Source organism: Neisseria perflava (assembly GCF_019334725.1).
Classification (GTDB): Bacteria; Pseudomonadota; Gammaproteobacteria; order Burkholderiales; family Neisseriaceae; genus Neisseria; species Neisseria subflava_A.
The window spans coordinates 232855-246946 of the sequence record NZ_CP079818.1 but is presented as its reverse complement, the minus strand read 5'-3'; the positions used below and the strand labels follow the sequence as shown (position 1 = coordinate 246946).

Here is a 14092-nt window from a genome sequence, read left to right as displayed (position 1 = left end):
TCATGAGAGTAAGTGCACAACATAAAAACGCCCGTATTTCAGCTCAAAAAGCTCGTTTGGTGGCTGATTTGATTCGTGGTAAAGACGTTGCCCAAGCTTTGAATATCTTGGCATTCAGCCCTAAAAAAGGTGCTGAGCTGATTAAAAAAGTATTGGAATCAGCAATCGCCAATGCCGAGCACAACAATGGTGCTGACATTGACGAACTGAAAGTGGTAACTATCTTTGTTGACAAAGGCCCAAGCTTGAAACGTTTCCAAGCTCGTGCCAAAGGTCGCGGTAACCGCATCGAGAAACAAACTTGTCATATTAATGTGACAGTGGGCAACTAAGGAAAAGCTATGGGACAAAAGATTAACCCTACAGGCTTTCGCCTGGCGGTAACTAAAGACTGGGCTTCAAAATGGTTTGCTAAAAGCACCGACTTTTCTACTGTTTTGAAACAAGATATTGATGTTCGTAACTACTTGCGTAAAAAACTGGCTAATGCTTCAGTTGGTCGCGTAGTGATCGAGCGTCCTGCTAAATCTGCACGTATTACCATTCACTCTGCTCGTCCAGGTGTGGTTATTGGTAAAAAAGGTGAGGATATTGAAATCTTGAAGCGTGACTTGCAAGCTTTGATGGGTGTGCCTGTTCATGTAAATATTGAAGAGATTCGTCGTCCTGAATTGGATGCACAAATCATTGCTGATGGTATTGCCCAGCAGCTTGAAAAACGTGTTCAATTCCGTCGCGCTATGAAACGTGCAATGCAAAATGCAATGCGTTCTGGTGCTAAAGGCATCAAGATCATGACTTCAGGCCGTTTGAATGGTGCAGATATCGCTCGTAGCGAATGGTACCGTGAAGGTCGTGTGCCTTTGCATACTTTGCGTGCGAACGTAGATTATGCAACTAGCGAAGCACACACCACTTATGGTGTGCTGGGTCTGAAAGTTTGGGTTTATACAGAAGGTAATATTAAATCTTCTAAACCTGAGCATGAGAAGAAACAAAGAAAGGCAGGTGGACGTAATGCTGCAGCCAACTAGACTGAAATATCGCAAGCAACAAAAAGGTCGTAATACCGGTATTGCTACTCGCGGTAACAAAGTAAGTTTCGGTGAGTTCGGTTTGAAAGCCGTAGGCCGTGGTCGTTTGACTGCCCGCCAAATCGAAGCTGCTCGTCGTACTATGACTCGTCATATTAAACGTGGCGGTCGTATTTGGATTCGTGTATTCCCTGATAAACCAATTACTGAGAAACCTATCCAAGTTCGTATGGGTGGCGGTAAAGGTAATGTGGAATATTACATTGCTGAAGTTAAACCAGGCAAAGTATTGTACGAAATGGACGGTGTTCCTGAGTCTTTGGCTCGTGAAGCATTTGAATTGGCCGCTGCCAAATTGCCTATTCCTACAACCTTTGTAGTAAGACAGGTGGGTCAATAATGAAAGCAAATGAATTGAAAGACAAATCTATTGAGCAATTAAACACTGATTTGTTGGACTTGTTGAAAGCTCAGTTTGGCTTACGCATGCAAAATGCAACCGGTCAGTTGGGTAAATCTAGCGAGTTGAAACGTGTACGTCGCGATATTGCTCGTATTAAAACCATTTTAACTGAAAAAGGTGCTAAGTAATGAGCGAAGCTAAAAATGTTCGTACTTTGCAAGGCAAAGTGGTAAGCGACAAAATGGACAAAACTGTTACAGTATTGGTTGAGCGTAAAGTTAAACATCCTCTGTACGGTAAAATTATTCGTTTATCAACTAAAATCCATGCTCATGATGAAAACAATCAATATGGCATTGGTGATGTAGTGGTAATCGAGGAATCTCGTCCTTTGTCAAAAACCAAGTCTTGGGTTGTAAAAGAATTGGTTGAGAAAGCGCGTACTGTTTGATTTAAAACACAGTAATGTAGCTTAATAAGAAACGAAGTCTTGCAGCAAAGTTAATTTGCGTGTAAACTTCGTTTCTTATCTTCCAGCTTCTTATGGAAGTTTCTCTCCCTTCGGGATCCAAGACTGGTTTACTAGAACCGTGATGGTTTCATTTAATAAGCAGCTTAAAGTAAGGTGCGAGTTATATGAAAGTGGTAAATTAAGTTGGTTAATTTAAAGGTACTAATATGATTCAAATGCAGACCATCTTAGATGTGGCTGATAACTCTGGTGCGCGTCGCGTAATGTGCATCAAAGTATTAGGCGGATCTAAGCGTCGCTACGCTTCTGTTGGCGATATTATTAAAGTTGCAGTTAAAGATGCAGCCCCACGTGGTCGTGTCAAAAAAGGTGATGTATACAATGCGGTAGTTGTTCGTACTGCTAAGGGTGTGCGTCGTCCTGATGGTGCGTTAATTAAATTCGATAACAATGCTGCTGTGTTGTTGAATAATAAACTTGAACCTCTGGGTACTCGTATTTTTGGTCCGGTAACCCGTGAATTGCGTACTGAGCGATTTATGAAAATCGTTTCATTGGCGCCTGAAGTATTATAAGGAATAGCGCGATGAATAAAATCATTAAAGGCGATCAGGTTGTAGTGATTACTGGTAAAGATAAAGGTAAGCAAGGTCAAGTAGTTCGAGTATTGGGTGATAAAGTTGTTGTTGAGGGTGTTAATGTTGTAAAACGCCATCAAAAACCTAATCCAATGCGTGGTATTGAGGGTGGTATTATTACTAAAGAAATGCCTTTGGATATTTCTAATATTGCAATCCTGAATCCGGAAACTAATAAAGCAGACCGTGTTGGTATTAAGCTGATTGAAAATGAAGGCAAAGTTAAACGCGTTCGTTTCTTCAAATCAAATGGCTCTATCATTGGAGCATAAGGAGATAACATGGCTCGTTTGAGAGAGTTTTATAAAGATACAGTTGTTCCTGAATTGGTTAAACAATTTGGTTACAAATCAGTAATGGAAGTTCCACGTATTGAAAAAATCACCTTGAATATGGGTGTAGGTGAAGCTGTTGCTGATAAAAAAGTTATGGAGCACGCTGTTTCTGATTTAGAGAAAATTGCTGGCCAAAAACCAGTTGTTACTGTTGCTCGTAAATCTATCGCAGGTTTTAAAATCCGTGATAACTATCCAGTTGGTTGCAAAGTAACTTTGCGTCGTGATCAAATGTTTGAATTTTTAGATCGTTTGATTACTATTGCATTGCCTCGCGTACGTGACTTCCGTGGTGTAAGCGGTAAATCATTTGATGGTCGTGGCAATTACAATATGGGCGTTCGCGAGCAAATTATTTTCCCGGAAATTGAATACGATAAAATCGATGCTTTGCGTGGTTTGAATATTACTATTACAACTACTGCAAAAACTGATGAAGAAGCGAAAGCTTTGTTGTCACTGTTCAAGTTTCCGTTTAAAGGATAATCATGGCTAAGAAAGCACTTATTAATCGTGAGCTGAAACGTCAAGCATTGGCGAAAAAGTTTGCAGCTAAACGTGAGGCAATTTTCGCTGTTATTAATGATGCTAATGCGACTGAAGAAGAACGTTTTGAAGCACGTTTGAAATTTCAATCCATTCCTCGTAATGCAGCACCTGTACGTCAACGTCGTCGTTGTGCTTTAACAGGTCGTCCTCGTGGCACTTTCCGTAAATTTGGTTTGGGCCGTATTAAAATCCGTGAAATCGCTATGCGTGGCGAGATCCCTGGTGTTGTTAAAGCTAGCTGGTAATAGGAGTATAAATAATGAGTATGCATGATCCTATTTCCGATATGTTGACTCGTATTCGCAATGCGCAACGTGCTAATAAAGCAGCAGTTGCCATGCCTTCTTCTAAACTGAAATGTGCAATTGCAAAAGTTCTGAAAGAAGAAGGTTATATCGAGGATTTTGCGGTTTCTGCTGATGCAAAACCGGTATTGGAAATTCAATTGAAATACTATGCAGGTCGTCCTGTGATTGAGCAAATTAAACGTGTTTCACGTCCAGGTTTGCGTATTTACAAAGCATCAAGTGAGATCCCTAGCGTAATGAATGGTTTGGGTGTCGCTATTGTTAGTACTTCTAAAGGTGTAATGACTGATCGCAAAGCCCGTTCTGAGGGTGTTGGTGGTGAGTTGTTGTGCATCGTAGCCTAGTGGAGAAAAGTAAATGTCACGCGTCGCAAAAAACCCAGTGACTGTTCCTACTGGTGTAGAAGTAAAATTCGGAACAGATGCATTGGTTATCAAAGGTAAAAACGGTGAGTTGTCTTTTCCTTTGCATTCCGATGTTGCTATTGAACTGAACGATGGTAAATTGACTTTTGCTGCAAAAAATGACAGTAAGCAGGCTAATGCTATGTCTGGTACTGCTCGTGCATTAGTTAATAACATGGTTAAGGGTGTTTCTGAAGGTTTTGAGAAAAAACTTCAATTGATTGGTGTGGGTTATCGTGCCCAAGCTCAAGGTAAAGTTTTGAACCTGTCTTTGGGTTTCTCTCATCCAATCGTATATGAAATGCCTGAAGGTGTTTCCGTTCAAACTCCTAGCCAAACAGAAATCGTTTTGACTGGTGCAGATAAACAAGTGGTTGGCCAAGTCGCTGCTGAAATTCGTGCATTCCGTTCTCCTGAGCCTTATAAAGGTAAAGGTATTCGTTATGTAGGTGAAGTAGTAGTGATGAAAGAAGCCAAGAAAAAATAATTGAGGTTCACTAATGGATAAACATACAACCCGACTCCGTCGTGCACGCAAAACCCGTGCGCGTATTGCGGACTTGAAAATGGTAAGATTATGTGTGTTCCGCAGCAATAATCATATTTATGCTCAAGTAATTAGTGCTGAAGGTGATAAAGTATTGGCTCAAGCCTCTACATTGGAAGCTGAAGTACGTAGTAGCCTGAAATCAGGTAGCAACGTTGAAGCAGCAGCTGTAGTTGGTAAGCGTATTGCTGAAAAAGCTAAAGCAGTGGGTGTTGAAAAAGTTGCTTTTGACCGTTCAGGTTTCCAATATCACGGTCGTGTGAAAGCTTTGGCTGAAGCTGCACGTGAAAATGGTTTAAGCTTCTAATATTTGGAGACTTTCAGATGGCAAAACATGAAATTGAAGAACGCGGTGACGGCCTGATTGAAAAGATGGTCGCAGTTAATCGCGTGACTAAAGTAGTTAAAGGTGGCCGTATCATGGCTTTCTCTGCACTGACTGTTGTTGGTGATGGTGATGGTCGCATCGGTATGGGCAAAGGTAAATCAAAAGAAGTACCAGTTGCTGTTCAAAAAGCAATGGATCAAGCTCGTCGCTCTATGATTAAAGTGCCTTTGAAAAACGGTACTATTCATCATGAGGTTATTGGTCGTCATGGTGCTACTAAGGTATTTATGCAACCTGCTAAAGAAGGTAGCGGTGTGAAAGCTGGTGGTCCAATGCGTTTAGTATTTGATGCTATGGGTATCCATAACATTTCAGCTAAAGTACATGGTTCTACTAATCCTTACAATATTGTACGCGCTACATTAGACGGTTTGTCTAAACTGTATACCCCTGCTGATATTGCTGCAAAACGTGGCTTGACAGTAGAAGATATTTTGGGAGCTAACCATGACTGAGCAAAAAAAGATTAAAGTTACATTGGTTAAGAGCCTGATCGGTACAATTGAATCTCATCGTGCATGTGCTCGTGGTTTGGGTTTGCGTCGCCGTGAACATACTGTAGAGGTTTTGGATACCCCTGAAAACCGTGGTATGATCAATAAAATCAGCTACTTGTTGAAAGTGGAGTCTTAATATGTTTTTGAATACTATTCAACCTGCTGAGGGTGCTACTCACGCTAGTCGTCGTGTAGGCCGTGGTATTGGTAGCGGCTTAGGTAAGACAGGTGGTCGTGGTCATAAAGGTCAAAAAAGCCGTTCTGGTGGCTTCCACAAGGTAGGTTTTGAAGGCGGTCAAATGCCTTTGCAACGTCGTCTGCCGAAACGTGGTTTCAAATCTTTGACTGCAGCCGCTAATGCTGAAGTTCGTTTGAGTGAATTGAATCTGATTGCTGTTAACGAGATTGATGTCTTGGTTCTTAAACAAGCTGGTCTGATTCCTGCAACTGCTTCTAATGTAAAAGTTATTGCTTCTGGTGAAATCTCAAAAGCGGTTACCTTGAAAGGTGTAAAAGCTACTAAAGGTGCTAAAGCTGCTATTGAAGCTACCGGTGGTAAAGTAGAAGAATAAGGCTTGCACTACAGTGGCTAATCAACAATCTTTATCAGGATTATCCAAATTTGGTGATCTGAAAAAACGTCTGGTGTTCCTTTTAGGTGCTTTGGTCGTTTTCCGTATTGGTGCTCATATACCGGTACCGGGCGTAGATGCTGTTGCATTAGCTAAGTTATACGAAGGCGCTGCAAACGGCATATTCGGAATGTTAAATATGTTCTCGGGTGGTTCGTTGGAGCGCTTTAGTATATTTGCAATAGGTATCATGCCTTATATTTCATCGTCGATTATTGTTCAGCTTGCTTCTGAAATTGTTCCTTCTTTAAAAGCTTTAAAGAAGGAAGGTGAGGCTGGTAGGAAAATAATTACGAAATATACTAGGTATGGGACGGTATTATTGGCTGTATTGCAAAGCTTTGGTGTTGCAACATTTGTTTATCAACAAGGTGTTGTTGTAACGAGTTCGCTTGAGTTTCATATTTCTACAGTAGTCTGTTTGGTTACAGGTACTATGTTTCTAATGTGGTTAGGGGAACAAATTACCGAGCGTGGTATTGGTAATGGTATTTCTTTAATTATTACAGCAGGCATTGTATCGGGTATCCCATCCGGTATTGTTCGGTTGTTAACTTTGACTGAACAAGGCTCTATGAGTATGTTGATGGCGGTATCAATTGTGATTGGTATTTTGCTGTTGATCTATGCTGTAGTTTATTTTGAGAGTGCTCAGCGTAAAGTTCCTGTGCATTATGCTAAAAGACAGTTTGGCTCTGGAGTGATGCCGGGACAAAGCATTCATATGCCGTTCAAGCTAAATATGGCAGGTGTTATTCCTCCTATTTTTGCTTCCAGTATTATTTTATTTCCATCTACACTTTTAGGTTGGTTTGGTTCAAATAGTACGAATTCTGTTCTTCATAAGGTTGCTGCAATGCTGCAACACGGACAGCCTTTATATATTGTATTATTTGCCACAACTATCATCTTTTTCTGCTATTTCTATACTGCTTTAGTATTTAGCCCTAAAGAGATGGCTGAAAATTTGAAGAAGAGTGGTGCATTTGTGCCAGGTATTCGCCCAGGTGAGCAAACCTCTAGATATTTGGAAAAAGTGGTACTGAGACTGACATTATTTGGTGCTTTGTACATTACTACAATCTGTCTGATACCTGAATTTTTAACGACAGCATTGAAGGTTCCTTTCTATTTAGGTGGAACATCTTTGCTTATTTTGGTTGTCGTTACAATGGATTTTAGGACGCAAATCAATTCGTATCGAATGAGTAGTCAGTATGAAGACTTGATGAGTCGTCCAGATATGAAATCTTTGTCACGTAAGTAGGCTTATGGCTAAAGAAGATACCATACAGATGCAGGGTGAAATCCTTGAGACTTTGCCCAATGCAACATTTAAAGTAAAACTGGAAAATGATCATGTAGTACTTGGTCATATATCTGGCAAAATGCGGATGCACTATATCCGTATTTCTCCAGGTGATAAGGTAACAGTTGAATTAACTCCTTATGATTTAACCCGTGCTCGGATTGTTTTCCGAGCAAGATAAACGATAAAAGGAAATAAAATGCGTGTACAACCTTCTGTAAAGAAAATTTGTCGCAATTGCAAGATTATTCGTCGTAATCGTGTAGTTCGCGTAATTTGTACTGACCCACGTCACAAACAACGTCAAGGTTAAGAAGCTAGTTTTCTTAACTATTGATTTTGTGGTATAGTGACATAATTTGCCCTAAAAAGGAAAAAATATGGCTCGTATTGCAGGGGTAAATATCCCTAATAATGCCCATATCGTAATTGGCCTTCAGGCTATTTATGGTATTGGTGCGACTCGTGCTAAATTGATTTGTGAGGCAGCAAATATTGCTCCTACTACTAAAGCAAAAGATTTGGACGAGGCTCAATTAGACGCTTTGCGTGAGCAAGTTGCTAAATATGAAGTTGAAGGTGATTTGCGTCGTGAAGTAACGATGAGCATTAAACGACTGATGGATATGGGTTGCTATCGTGGCTTCCGTCATCGTCGTGGCTTGCCTTGTCGTGGTCAACGCACTCGCACAAATGCCCGTACCCGTAAAGGTCCGCGCAAAGCGATTGCCGGTAAGAAATAAATTTTAAGGAATTTGATTAATGGCTAAAGCAAACACAGCTTCGCGTGTACGTAAAAAAGTACGTAAAACCGTAAGCGAAGGTATTGTGCACGTTCATGCATCTTTCAACAATACCATCATTACAATCACTGACCGTCAAGGCAATGCATTGTCTTGGGCTACCTCTGGCGGCGCTGGTTTTAAAGGTTCTCGTAAAAGTACACCATTTGCAGCACAAGTTGCAGCAGAAGCAGCTGGTAAAGTTGCCCAAGAGTATGGCGTTAAAAATTTAGAAGTCCGCATTAAAGGCCCTGGCCCTGGTCGCGAATCTTCTGTACGTGCTTTAAACGCTCTTGGTTTCAAGATTACCAGCATTACTGACGTTACCCCGTTGCCTCATAACGGTTGCCGTCCGCCTAAAAAACGTCGTATTTAATATTGGAGTGATTTAAAACATGGCACGTTATATTGGCCCTAAATGTAAATTAGCACGTCGCGAAGGTACGGATCTGTTTTTGAAGAGTGCACGTCGCTCTTTGGATTCAAAATGTAAAATGGATTCTGCACCTGGTCAGCACGGTGCGAAAAAACCACGTTTGTCAGACTACGGTTTGCAATTGCGTGAAAAACAAAAAATCCGTCGTATTTATGGCGTGTTAGAACGCCAATTCCGTCGTTACTTTGCGGAAGCTGATCGTCGTAAAGGTTCTACCGGTGAATTGCTGTTGCAATTGCTGGAGTCCCGTTTGGATAATGTCGTTTATCGTATGGGTTTTGGCTCTACCCGCGCTGAAGCACGTCAATTGGTTTCTCACAAAGCTATCGTCGTAAACGGTCAAGTTGTTAATATCCCTTCTTTCCAAGTTAAAGCAGGTGATGTTGTAGCTGTTCGTGAAAAAGCTAAGAAACAAGTACGTATCCAAGAAGCATTGAGCCTGGCTACTCAAATTGGCTTGCCAAGCTGGGTGTCTGTTGATGCCGACAAATTGGAAGGCGTATTCAAAAATATGCCGGATCGCTCAGAATTGTCTGGCGATATTAATGAACAGCTGGTGGTAGAGTTCTACTCTAAATAATGCTAGCTCAATGAGGGACAGTTAAATGCAAAATAGCACAACCGAATTTTTGAAACCTCGTCAAATCGATGTAGATACTTTGTCTTCCACTCGGGCCAAGGTGTCTATGCAGCCATTTGAACGTGGTTTTGGTCATACTTTAGGTAATGCTTTGCGTCGTATCTTACTGTCATCCATGAATGGCTTTGCCCCAACTGAAGTAGTTATTTCCGGCGTATTGCACGAATACTCTACTATTGATGGTGTTCAGGAGGATGTTGTTGATGTTCTCTTGAACATTAAAGGTATCGTATTCAAGCTTCACGGTCGTAACCAAGTTCAGTTGACTTTGAAAAAAACAGGTGCCGGTGCAGTTGTAGCCGGTGATATTGATTTGCCACACGATGTGGAAATTATCAATCCTGAGCATGTTATTTGCCACTTGGCTGACAATGGCCAAATTGACATGGAAATTAAAGTAGAGCAAGGTCGTGGTTATCAATCTGTTTCAGGCCGTCGCGTATTGCGTGATGAGAACAAACAGATTGGTGCGATTCAGTTGGATGCGAGCTTTTCGCCCATCAGTCGTGTTAGCTTTGAAGTTGAACCTGCACGCGTAGAGCAACGCACGGATTTGGATAAATTGGTTTTGGATATTGAAACCAATGGTTCTATTGATCCGGAAGAGGCTGTACGTAGTGCCGCACGTATCTTAATTGACCAAATGTCTATTTTTGCAGATCTGCAAGGTACTCCGGTTGAAGAGGTTGAAGAAAAAGCGCCTCCTATCGATCCTATCTTGCTGCGTCCTGTAGATGATTTGGAATTAACCGTACGTTCAGCTAATTGTCTGAAAGCTGAAGATATTTACTATATTGGCGATTTGATTCAACGTACTGAAACCGAGCTTCTCAAGACCCCTAATTTGGGTCGTAAATCTTTGAATGAGATCAAAGAAGTGTTGGCCTCTAAAGGTCTGACATTAGGTTCTAAATTAGAAGCTTGGCCGCCTGTAGGCTTAGAAAAGCCGTAAGTTTGAAGATTAAAGGATAATGACATGCGTCATCGTAATGGCAACCGCAAATTAAACCGTACTAGCAGCCACCGTGCTGCGATGCTGCGCAATATGGCGAATTCCTTGTTGACTCACGAAACCATCGTGACAACTTTGCCTAAAGCAAAAGAATTGCGCCGCGTAGTTGAGCCCTTGATTACCTTGGGCAAAAAACCTTCTTTGGCAAACCGTCGTTTGGCTTTTGACCGCACTCGCGATCGTGATGTTGTAGTTAAATTGTTTGACGAATTGGGTCCACGCTTTGCTGCTCGTAACGGCGGCTATGTTCGTGTACTGAAATACGGTTTCCGTAAAGGCGACAATGCTCCTTTGGCATTGGTTGAATTGGTTGATAAAGCAGCTGATTCTGCTGAATAAGCACATTAATATGAAAGCACTACCTGTTTAGGTGGTGCTTTTTTATTTGGATGGCCCCTTTCTCATTTCGCAGTGCTACAATAAACAGCGACTGATTATGTTGTGTCTCAGAGTTGTAGCTCCCTTTCTCATTTCGCAGTGCTACAATGGCTTTAAGGGCTTCCTCTTCGTCTTCAGAGTTGTAGCTCCCTTTCTCATTTCGCAGTGCTACAATGCGGCATATTGTTGGCAGCCTCTTTTATCAGTTGTAGCTCCCTTATATATTTCGCTCCATCGAGGGGCGCAATTTTTTACACTTCTTATAGAACTTTAAGCCCCTTTAACTCTAGCCAGTGAAGGGGCTTTCTTATGTGCATCGCATTTTATACAGTCAATTCAGATAGTTTTTACAGTTTTGAAGAACAAAGAGCCGTTATCGTCCGCGTTTTCAAAGATGATGAGCTTGTAGAAACCGTTTCATTTCCTATTACAAATCCCAAACAAAAATATAAAACAGAAAAACAGGCTGAAGAGTATGGCCGTCTTGCTGTCCGTTCTATTTTGAACCAATGGGAGGCAGACGCATGAGAGCCGAAGAGAGAGCAGAAACGGCGGGGGCGTGTGGGGGCGCGCCTTGCGCGCCGCAAACGGCCACGCCGTTGAATGCCCCCCCTAGGCTAATAGGGGGGGAGCAAAAAAAACCTAATCCACAAAGTGGGGAGCAAACCGAAAAAACCGATCAAGTCGAATTTGAATATTTTTCCCAATACGTAACCGACGGAAAAGGCCGTTTGATAGAAATTCCGCTAAGACGCGGTAGGGAAGACGGCGCATTCATCGACCAGATCACATTTACGATACATGAGGAATCCATACCCAAAGTAACCCAAAAAGCCTATGTAACAGACGCAGAGTACCTCACAAAGTACAGCGAACTGCTGCAAGAGATTCTAGGCTTCGGCATCAGTGCCAAACTGCCTTACAAAGGCAAATTCTTCTATCAATCCTGTTATCAGCTCGGCCCGAAAAACGTTGAGTACGGCAAAGTTCACTACGGCGGCCAAAGAGAAACAATACTTGTAGAGTTGAACGGCACCGGATGCACCGCAGCTAAACCCGGTTGGGAAAACAGGCTTTATGAATTTCTGCAAAAGTGTGTCCGGCCAAAAATAACAAGGGTTGACGTAGCACATGATTTTTTCAATGGAGAGTACACGCCCGAGCAGGCTTTAACCGGTCACGATAACGGCCTTTTTGACTGCCACAACGTCCGCCCGAAAAGCGAATGTAAAGGCGTTTCTTGGAGACACGAAGATGGCAGCGGCAAAAGCTTCTATATCGGCAAACGCGGCAACGCCAAATACACCCGGATTTATGAAAAAGGCAAGCAGTTAGGCGATAAATCAAGCCCTTGGGTTCGATTTGAAACAGAGTTCAGAAACGGAGATATAGAAGTACCATTAGACATATTGATTCACGCCGGTGCGTATCTTGGCGGAGCGTATCCCGTCTGTGAACAGATATTCAAATGCGAAGCCAAGCGCATGGATTCAACGGTTAAAGAGGTCAATCTCACGTTTGAACACAAACAATTTTACGCAAGGCAGCAAGTCGGCAAATGGGTCAATTTTTTAAAAGATATCGGTTGGTCGGCTGAAGAAATCGTCAAAGATTTGACTAAAGGCATTGAAGGCTATCCCAAAGGTCTCCAGCCAGAAGAGTACGACAGCAGCACAGCCAGCGCTTTTTATATCCATGAAGAGCAAAAAGCCATAAACGACCTGAATATCGAAGTCTTAGATTTTGAATTAAATCAGGCAGTGCAATACGAGTATCCGCAAGACATGCAGAAACAGCATGAGCGCGATTTTGACAAAGAGCAGTATCAAATATCAGATCAGTTAGAAGACTGGAAATATTTATAAAACCAAAGAAAGGCTATAACCATGTTTGATCAAGTACAAGTAACCACATACCCCGCCACGCTCCTGGGCGCTAAACAGTTTAAAGGCGAGATTGACGGCAACAAAATCGACACCTGTACCGTACTTGTCGCCAGCCCCATGCCCGCCAACGGCAATAGCGTAGGCTTTACCGCTGCCAGCATGAAATTTGGCGAAAGCCACAATTTCGATCGGCTGAAAAACCTCAAATTCCCCTGTTCCGTAAATGTAACCGTCTCAATGGAATCTACCGGCAAAGGCTTAGTACCCAAGCTGCTTGATTTTGAAGTGAAAGGCGTGGCGCCCAAAGCCTAAGGCAGAAAGGCCGAAATATGAGCAGGTATCAGCAAAAATTTATCGTTCAGGAACTGGAAAACTATGAATTCATCTGCCCCGATCAGTTTGGCGACATCGGATTTACCCAAAATCTGAAAGAAGCCGGACAGTATGAAAGCTATGAAGACGCATTCAATGCCGGATTAGAAGAGATTGGCGGACATTTTCAGGTTTTCAGCTTCTATATCAGAGAAGAATAAAAGTTAACAGGCTCGGCGGGCGGTCTGTCAAACCTTCACATAGCCCGCAACAATCAAGGAATAATTATGAACAGAAATAAATTACCCCTATCATTTAAATTAAGTTTGGTTGGGTTGGTTTTTTTCCTACTGGTTTTAATTGTATCGGTTTGGTACCTGTACGGTTAAAAGACTTGCGGTCAGTCTAAAAACAACCGCATCACTTTTTTATAAACCTTTATTGAAAGGAAAACGCTATGAAACTTTTAAACGTAGCAAAAAAATATGGCAATAAAGTTATTGCTGCAACAGCCCTGACAACCGCTTCCGCCCTGGCTGCTGCCGAAGGCGTCGATTTGTCCGGTATTGGTACTACTGCTGCTGCAGAAATTGCAAAATTTGCCGTAATGGTATCTGCGATTGGTGCTGCCGTTTTGTCGGTTATCGTGTTGATGCAAGGCTTTCGCATGGCCTTTAGCATGGTTAAAACGGCTAAATAACTGAAAGGGTAGGACATGGGGTATCGCGTCGGATTGCAATGCTTTTTATCGAACGAAGAAGCGCATGATTATGTGTTGTCTCAAGTCCTACCTACCGTAACGGCGGATGGCAAATTTGTCCGACCTTACAAAAACGGCAAAGACTGGTATTTGAACGAGCAGAAAATCAATTTGAGTTTTCCGCAATGTGACATAGCAGAACAAATACAATTCGGCGTATTGGTCGGCGCGCCGTTCATAGTCTTATTGGTGCTTGTATTCGGTATCAGGATGATAAAACGGTTGATTGAATCAGTTACGGAGAATAAAGGGGGTGGAGATGATTGACTTTTGGTTTTTATACGGATTCGGCGCGGTCTGTTTGGCATCGCTGATATTTTTTTGATATTCAAAAAGGGTATAATCCCGACTTTCTGTAACCGTTACGAAA

General features: G+C 42.1%; 29 protein-coding genes. All 29 read left to right on the top strand.

Annotated features, from left to right (window positions below; translation table 11 throughout):
• The first annotated feature begins 2 nt into the window (after window positions 1-2).
• Window positions 3-332, top strand: a complete 330-nt coding sequence (rplV, locus tag LPB400_RS01300) for a 50S ribosomal protein L22 (protein WP_003749277.1) — start codon at window positions 3-5, stop codon at window positions 330-332.
• Between the two features lie 9 nt (window positions 333-341).
• Window positions 342-1034 (top strand): 30S ribosomal protein S3, encoded by a 693-nt coding sequence (gene rpsC, locus LPB400_RS01295; protein WP_003684753.1) that lies wholly within the window; start codon window positions 342-344, stop codon window positions 1032-1034.
• Window positions 1018-1434: a 50S ribosomal protein L16 gene (rplP, locus tag LPB400_RS01290; RefSeq protein ID WP_003684741.1), complete on the top strand. Its 417-nt coding sequence runs from the start codon at window positions 1018-1020 to the stop codon at window positions 1432-1434. Before rpsC ends, rplP begins: the two co-directional genes overlap by 17 nt.
• Window positions 1434-1625 carry a 50S ribosomal protein L29 gene (rpmC, locus tag LPB400_RS01285; RefSeq protein ID WP_070461286.1) on the top strand — a complete coding sequence of 64 codons (192 nt, stop codon included), beginning with the start codon at window positions 1434-1436 and terminating at the stop codon, window positions 1623-1625. The genes rplP and rpmC overlap by 1 nt, the downstream gene beginning before the upstream one ends.
• On the top strand, window positions 1625-1888 hold the full coding sequence (gene rpsQ, locus LPB400_RS01280; RefSeq protein ID WP_003684766.1) for a 30S ribosomal protein S17: 264 nt from the start codon (window positions 1625-1627) through the stop codon (window positions 1886-1888). The genes rpmC and rpsQ overlap by 1 nt, the downstream gene beginning before the upstream one ends.
• Window positions 1889-2115: 227 nt before the next feature.
• Window positions 2116-2484: a 50S ribosomal protein L14 gene (rplN, locus tag LPB400_RS01275; RefSeq protein ID WP_002215434.1), complete on the top strand. Its 369-nt coding sequence runs from the start codon at window positions 2116-2118 to the stop codon at window positions 2482-2484.
• Between the two features lie 11 nt (window positions 2485-2495).
• On the top strand, window positions 2496-2819 hold the full coding sequence (gene rplX / locus LPB400_RS01270) for a 50S ribosomal protein L24 (RefSeq protein WP_003684754.1): 324 nt from the start codon (window positions 2496-2498) through the stop codon (window positions 2817-2819).
• Window positions 2820-2828: 9 nt separating this feature from the next.
• Window positions 2829-3368 (top strand): 50S ribosomal protein L5, encoded by a 540-nt coding sequence (rplE, locus tag LPB400_RS01265; RefSeq protein ID WP_003684750.1) that lies wholly within the window; start codon window positions 2829-2831, stop codon window positions 3366-3368.
• A 2-nt stretch (window positions 3369-3370) separates the two neighbouring features.
• Window positions 3371-3676 (top strand): 30S ribosomal protein S14, encoded by a 306-nt coding sequence (rpsN, locus tag LPB400_RS01260; RefSeq protein WP_003684736.1) that lies wholly within the window; start codon window positions 3371-3373, stop codon window positions 3674-3676.
• Between the two features lie 14 nt (window positions 3677-3690).
• A complete protein-coding gene (gene rpsH / locus LPB400_RS01255) occupies window positions 3691-4083 on the top strand; it encodes a 30S ribosomal protein S8 (RefSeq protein WP_003684738.1) in 393 nt (130 codons plus the stop codon).
• A 13-nt stretch (window positions 4084-4096) separates the two neighbouring features.
• Window positions 4097-4630, top strand: coding sequence for a 50S ribosomal protein L6 (gene rplF, locus LPB400_RS01250; RefSeq protein ID WP_219089152.1), 534 nt, complete (start codon window positions 4097-4099; stop codon window positions 4628-4630).
• Between the two features lie 13 nt (window positions 4631-4643).
• Entirely contained in the window at window positions 4644-4997 is a 354-nt protein-coding gene (rplR, locus tag LPB400_RS01245) for a 50S ribosomal protein L18 (RefSeq protein WP_003749287.1), read from the top strand.
• Window positions 4998-5014: 17 nt separating this feature from the next.
• The gene (gene rpsE / locus LPB400_RS01240) at window positions 5015-5533 is read left to right on the top strand and encodes a 30S ribosomal protein S5 (RefSeq protein WP_003684704.1); all 519 of its coding nucleotides are present in this window, start codon (window positions 5015-5017) and stop codon (window positions 5531-5533) included.
• Complete coding sequence (gene rpmD, locus LPB400_RS01235; RefSeq protein WP_003684808.1) at window positions 5526-5711, top strand: 50S ribosomal protein L30; 186 nt, start codon at window positions 5526-5528, stop codon at window positions 5709-5711. Before rpsE ends, rpmD begins: the two co-directional genes overlap by 8 nt.
• Before the next feature lies 1 nt (window position 5712).
• Complete coding sequence (gene rplO / locus LPB400_RS01230) at window positions 5713-6147, top strand: 50S ribosomal protein L15 (protein WP_070461284.1); 435 nt, start codon at window positions 5713-5715, stop codon at window positions 6145-6147.
• Between the two features lie 13 nt (window positions 6148-6160).
• Window positions 6161-7474, top strand: coding sequence for a preprotein translocase subunit SecY (gene secY / locus LPB400_RS01225; RefSeq protein WP_070461283.1), 1314 nt, complete (start codon window positions 6161-6163; stop codon window positions 7472-7474).
• Between the two features lie 4 nt (window positions 7475-7478).
• The gene (infA, locus tag LPB400_RS01220) at window positions 7479-7697 is read left to right on the top strand and encodes a translation initiation factor IF-1 (protein WP_003684714.1); all 219 of its coding nucleotides are present in this window, start codon (window positions 7479-7481) and stop codon (window positions 7695-7697) included.
• An 18-nt stretch (window positions 7698-7715) separates the two neighbouring features.
• Window positions 7716-7829 (top strand): 50S ribosomal protein L36, encoded by a 114-nt coding sequence (rpmJ, locus tag LPB400_RS01215; protein WP_003697674.1) that lies wholly within the window; start codon window positions 7716-7718, stop codon window positions 7827-7829.
• 67 nt (window positions 7830-7896) lie between these two features.
• A complete protein-coding gene (gene rpsM, locus LPB400_RS01210; RefSeq protein WP_003749295.1) occupies window positions 7897-8259 on the top strand; it encodes a 30S ribosomal protein S13 in 363 nt (120 codons plus the stop codon).
• 19 nt (window positions 8260-8278) lie between these two features.
• Window positions 8279-8674 carry a 30S ribosomal protein S11 gene (gene rpsK, locus LPB400_RS01205; protein WP_002216249.1) on the top strand — a complete coding sequence of 132 codons (396 nt, stop codon included), beginning with the start codon at window positions 8279-8281 and terminating at the stop codon, window positions 8672-8674.
• A 19-nt stretch (window positions 8675-8693) separates the two neighbouring features.
• Complete coding sequence (gene rpsD, locus LPB400_RS01200; RefSeq protein WP_003749296.1) at window positions 8694-9314, top strand: 30S ribosomal protein S4; 621 nt, start codon at window positions 8694-8696, stop codon at window positions 9312-9314.
• A gap of 25 nt (window positions 9315-9339) precedes the next feature.
• Window positions 9340-10326 (top strand): DNA-directed RNA polymerase subunit alpha, encoded by a 987-nt coding sequence (locus tag LPB400_RS01195; protein WP_003684706.1) that lies wholly within the window; start codon window positions 9340-9342, stop codon window positions 10324-10326.
• A 24-nt stretch (window positions 10327-10350) separates the two neighbouring features.
• The gene (gene rplQ, locus LPB400_RS01190) at window positions 10351-10725 is read left to right on the top strand and encodes a 50S ribosomal protein L17 (RefSeq protein ID WP_003684792.1); all 375 of its coding nucleotides are present in this window, start codon (window positions 10351-10353) and stop codon (window positions 10723-10725) included.
• A gap of 348 nt (window positions 10726-11073) precedes the next feature.
• Window positions 11074-11292, top strand: a complete 219-nt coding sequence (locus LPB400_RS01185; RefSeq protein ID WP_070461282.1) for a hypothetical protein — start codon at window positions 11074-11076, stop codon at window positions 11290-11292.
• Entirely contained in the window at window positions 11289-12629 is a 1341-nt protein-coding gene (locus tag LPB400_RS01180; protein WP_070461281.1) for a replication initiation factor domain-containing protein, read from the top strand. The genes LPB400_RS01185 and LPB400_RS01180 overlap by 4 nt, the downstream gene beginning before the upstream one ends.
• 21 nt (window positions 12630-12650) lie before the next feature.
• Window positions 12651-12962 (top strand): hypothetical protein, encoded by a 312-nt coding sequence (locus tag LPB400_RS01175; protein ID WP_070461280.1) that lies wholly within the window; start codon window positions 12651-12653, stop codon window positions 12960-12962.
• Between the two features lie 17 nt (window positions 12963-12979).
• Complete coding sequence (locus LPB400_RS01170) at window positions 12980-13183, top strand: hypothetical protein (protein ID WP_070461279.1); 204 nt, start codon at window positions 12980-12982, stop codon at window positions 13181-13183.
• Window positions 13184-13419: 236 nt separating this feature from the next.
• Window positions 13420-13662: a hypothetical protein gene (locus LPB400_RS01165; protein WP_070461278.1), complete on the top strand. Its 243-nt coding sequence runs from the start codon at window positions 13420-13422 to the stop codon at window positions 13660-13662.
• A gap of 15 nt (window positions 13663-13677) precedes the next feature.
• Window positions 13678-13989 carry a hypothetical protein gene (locus LPB400_RS01160; RefSeq protein ID WP_070461277.1) on the top strand — a complete coding sequence of 104 codons (312 nt, stop codon included), beginning with the start codon at window positions 13678-13680 and terminating at the stop codon, window positions 13987-13989.
• Window positions 13990-14092: the final 103 nt, after the last annotated feature.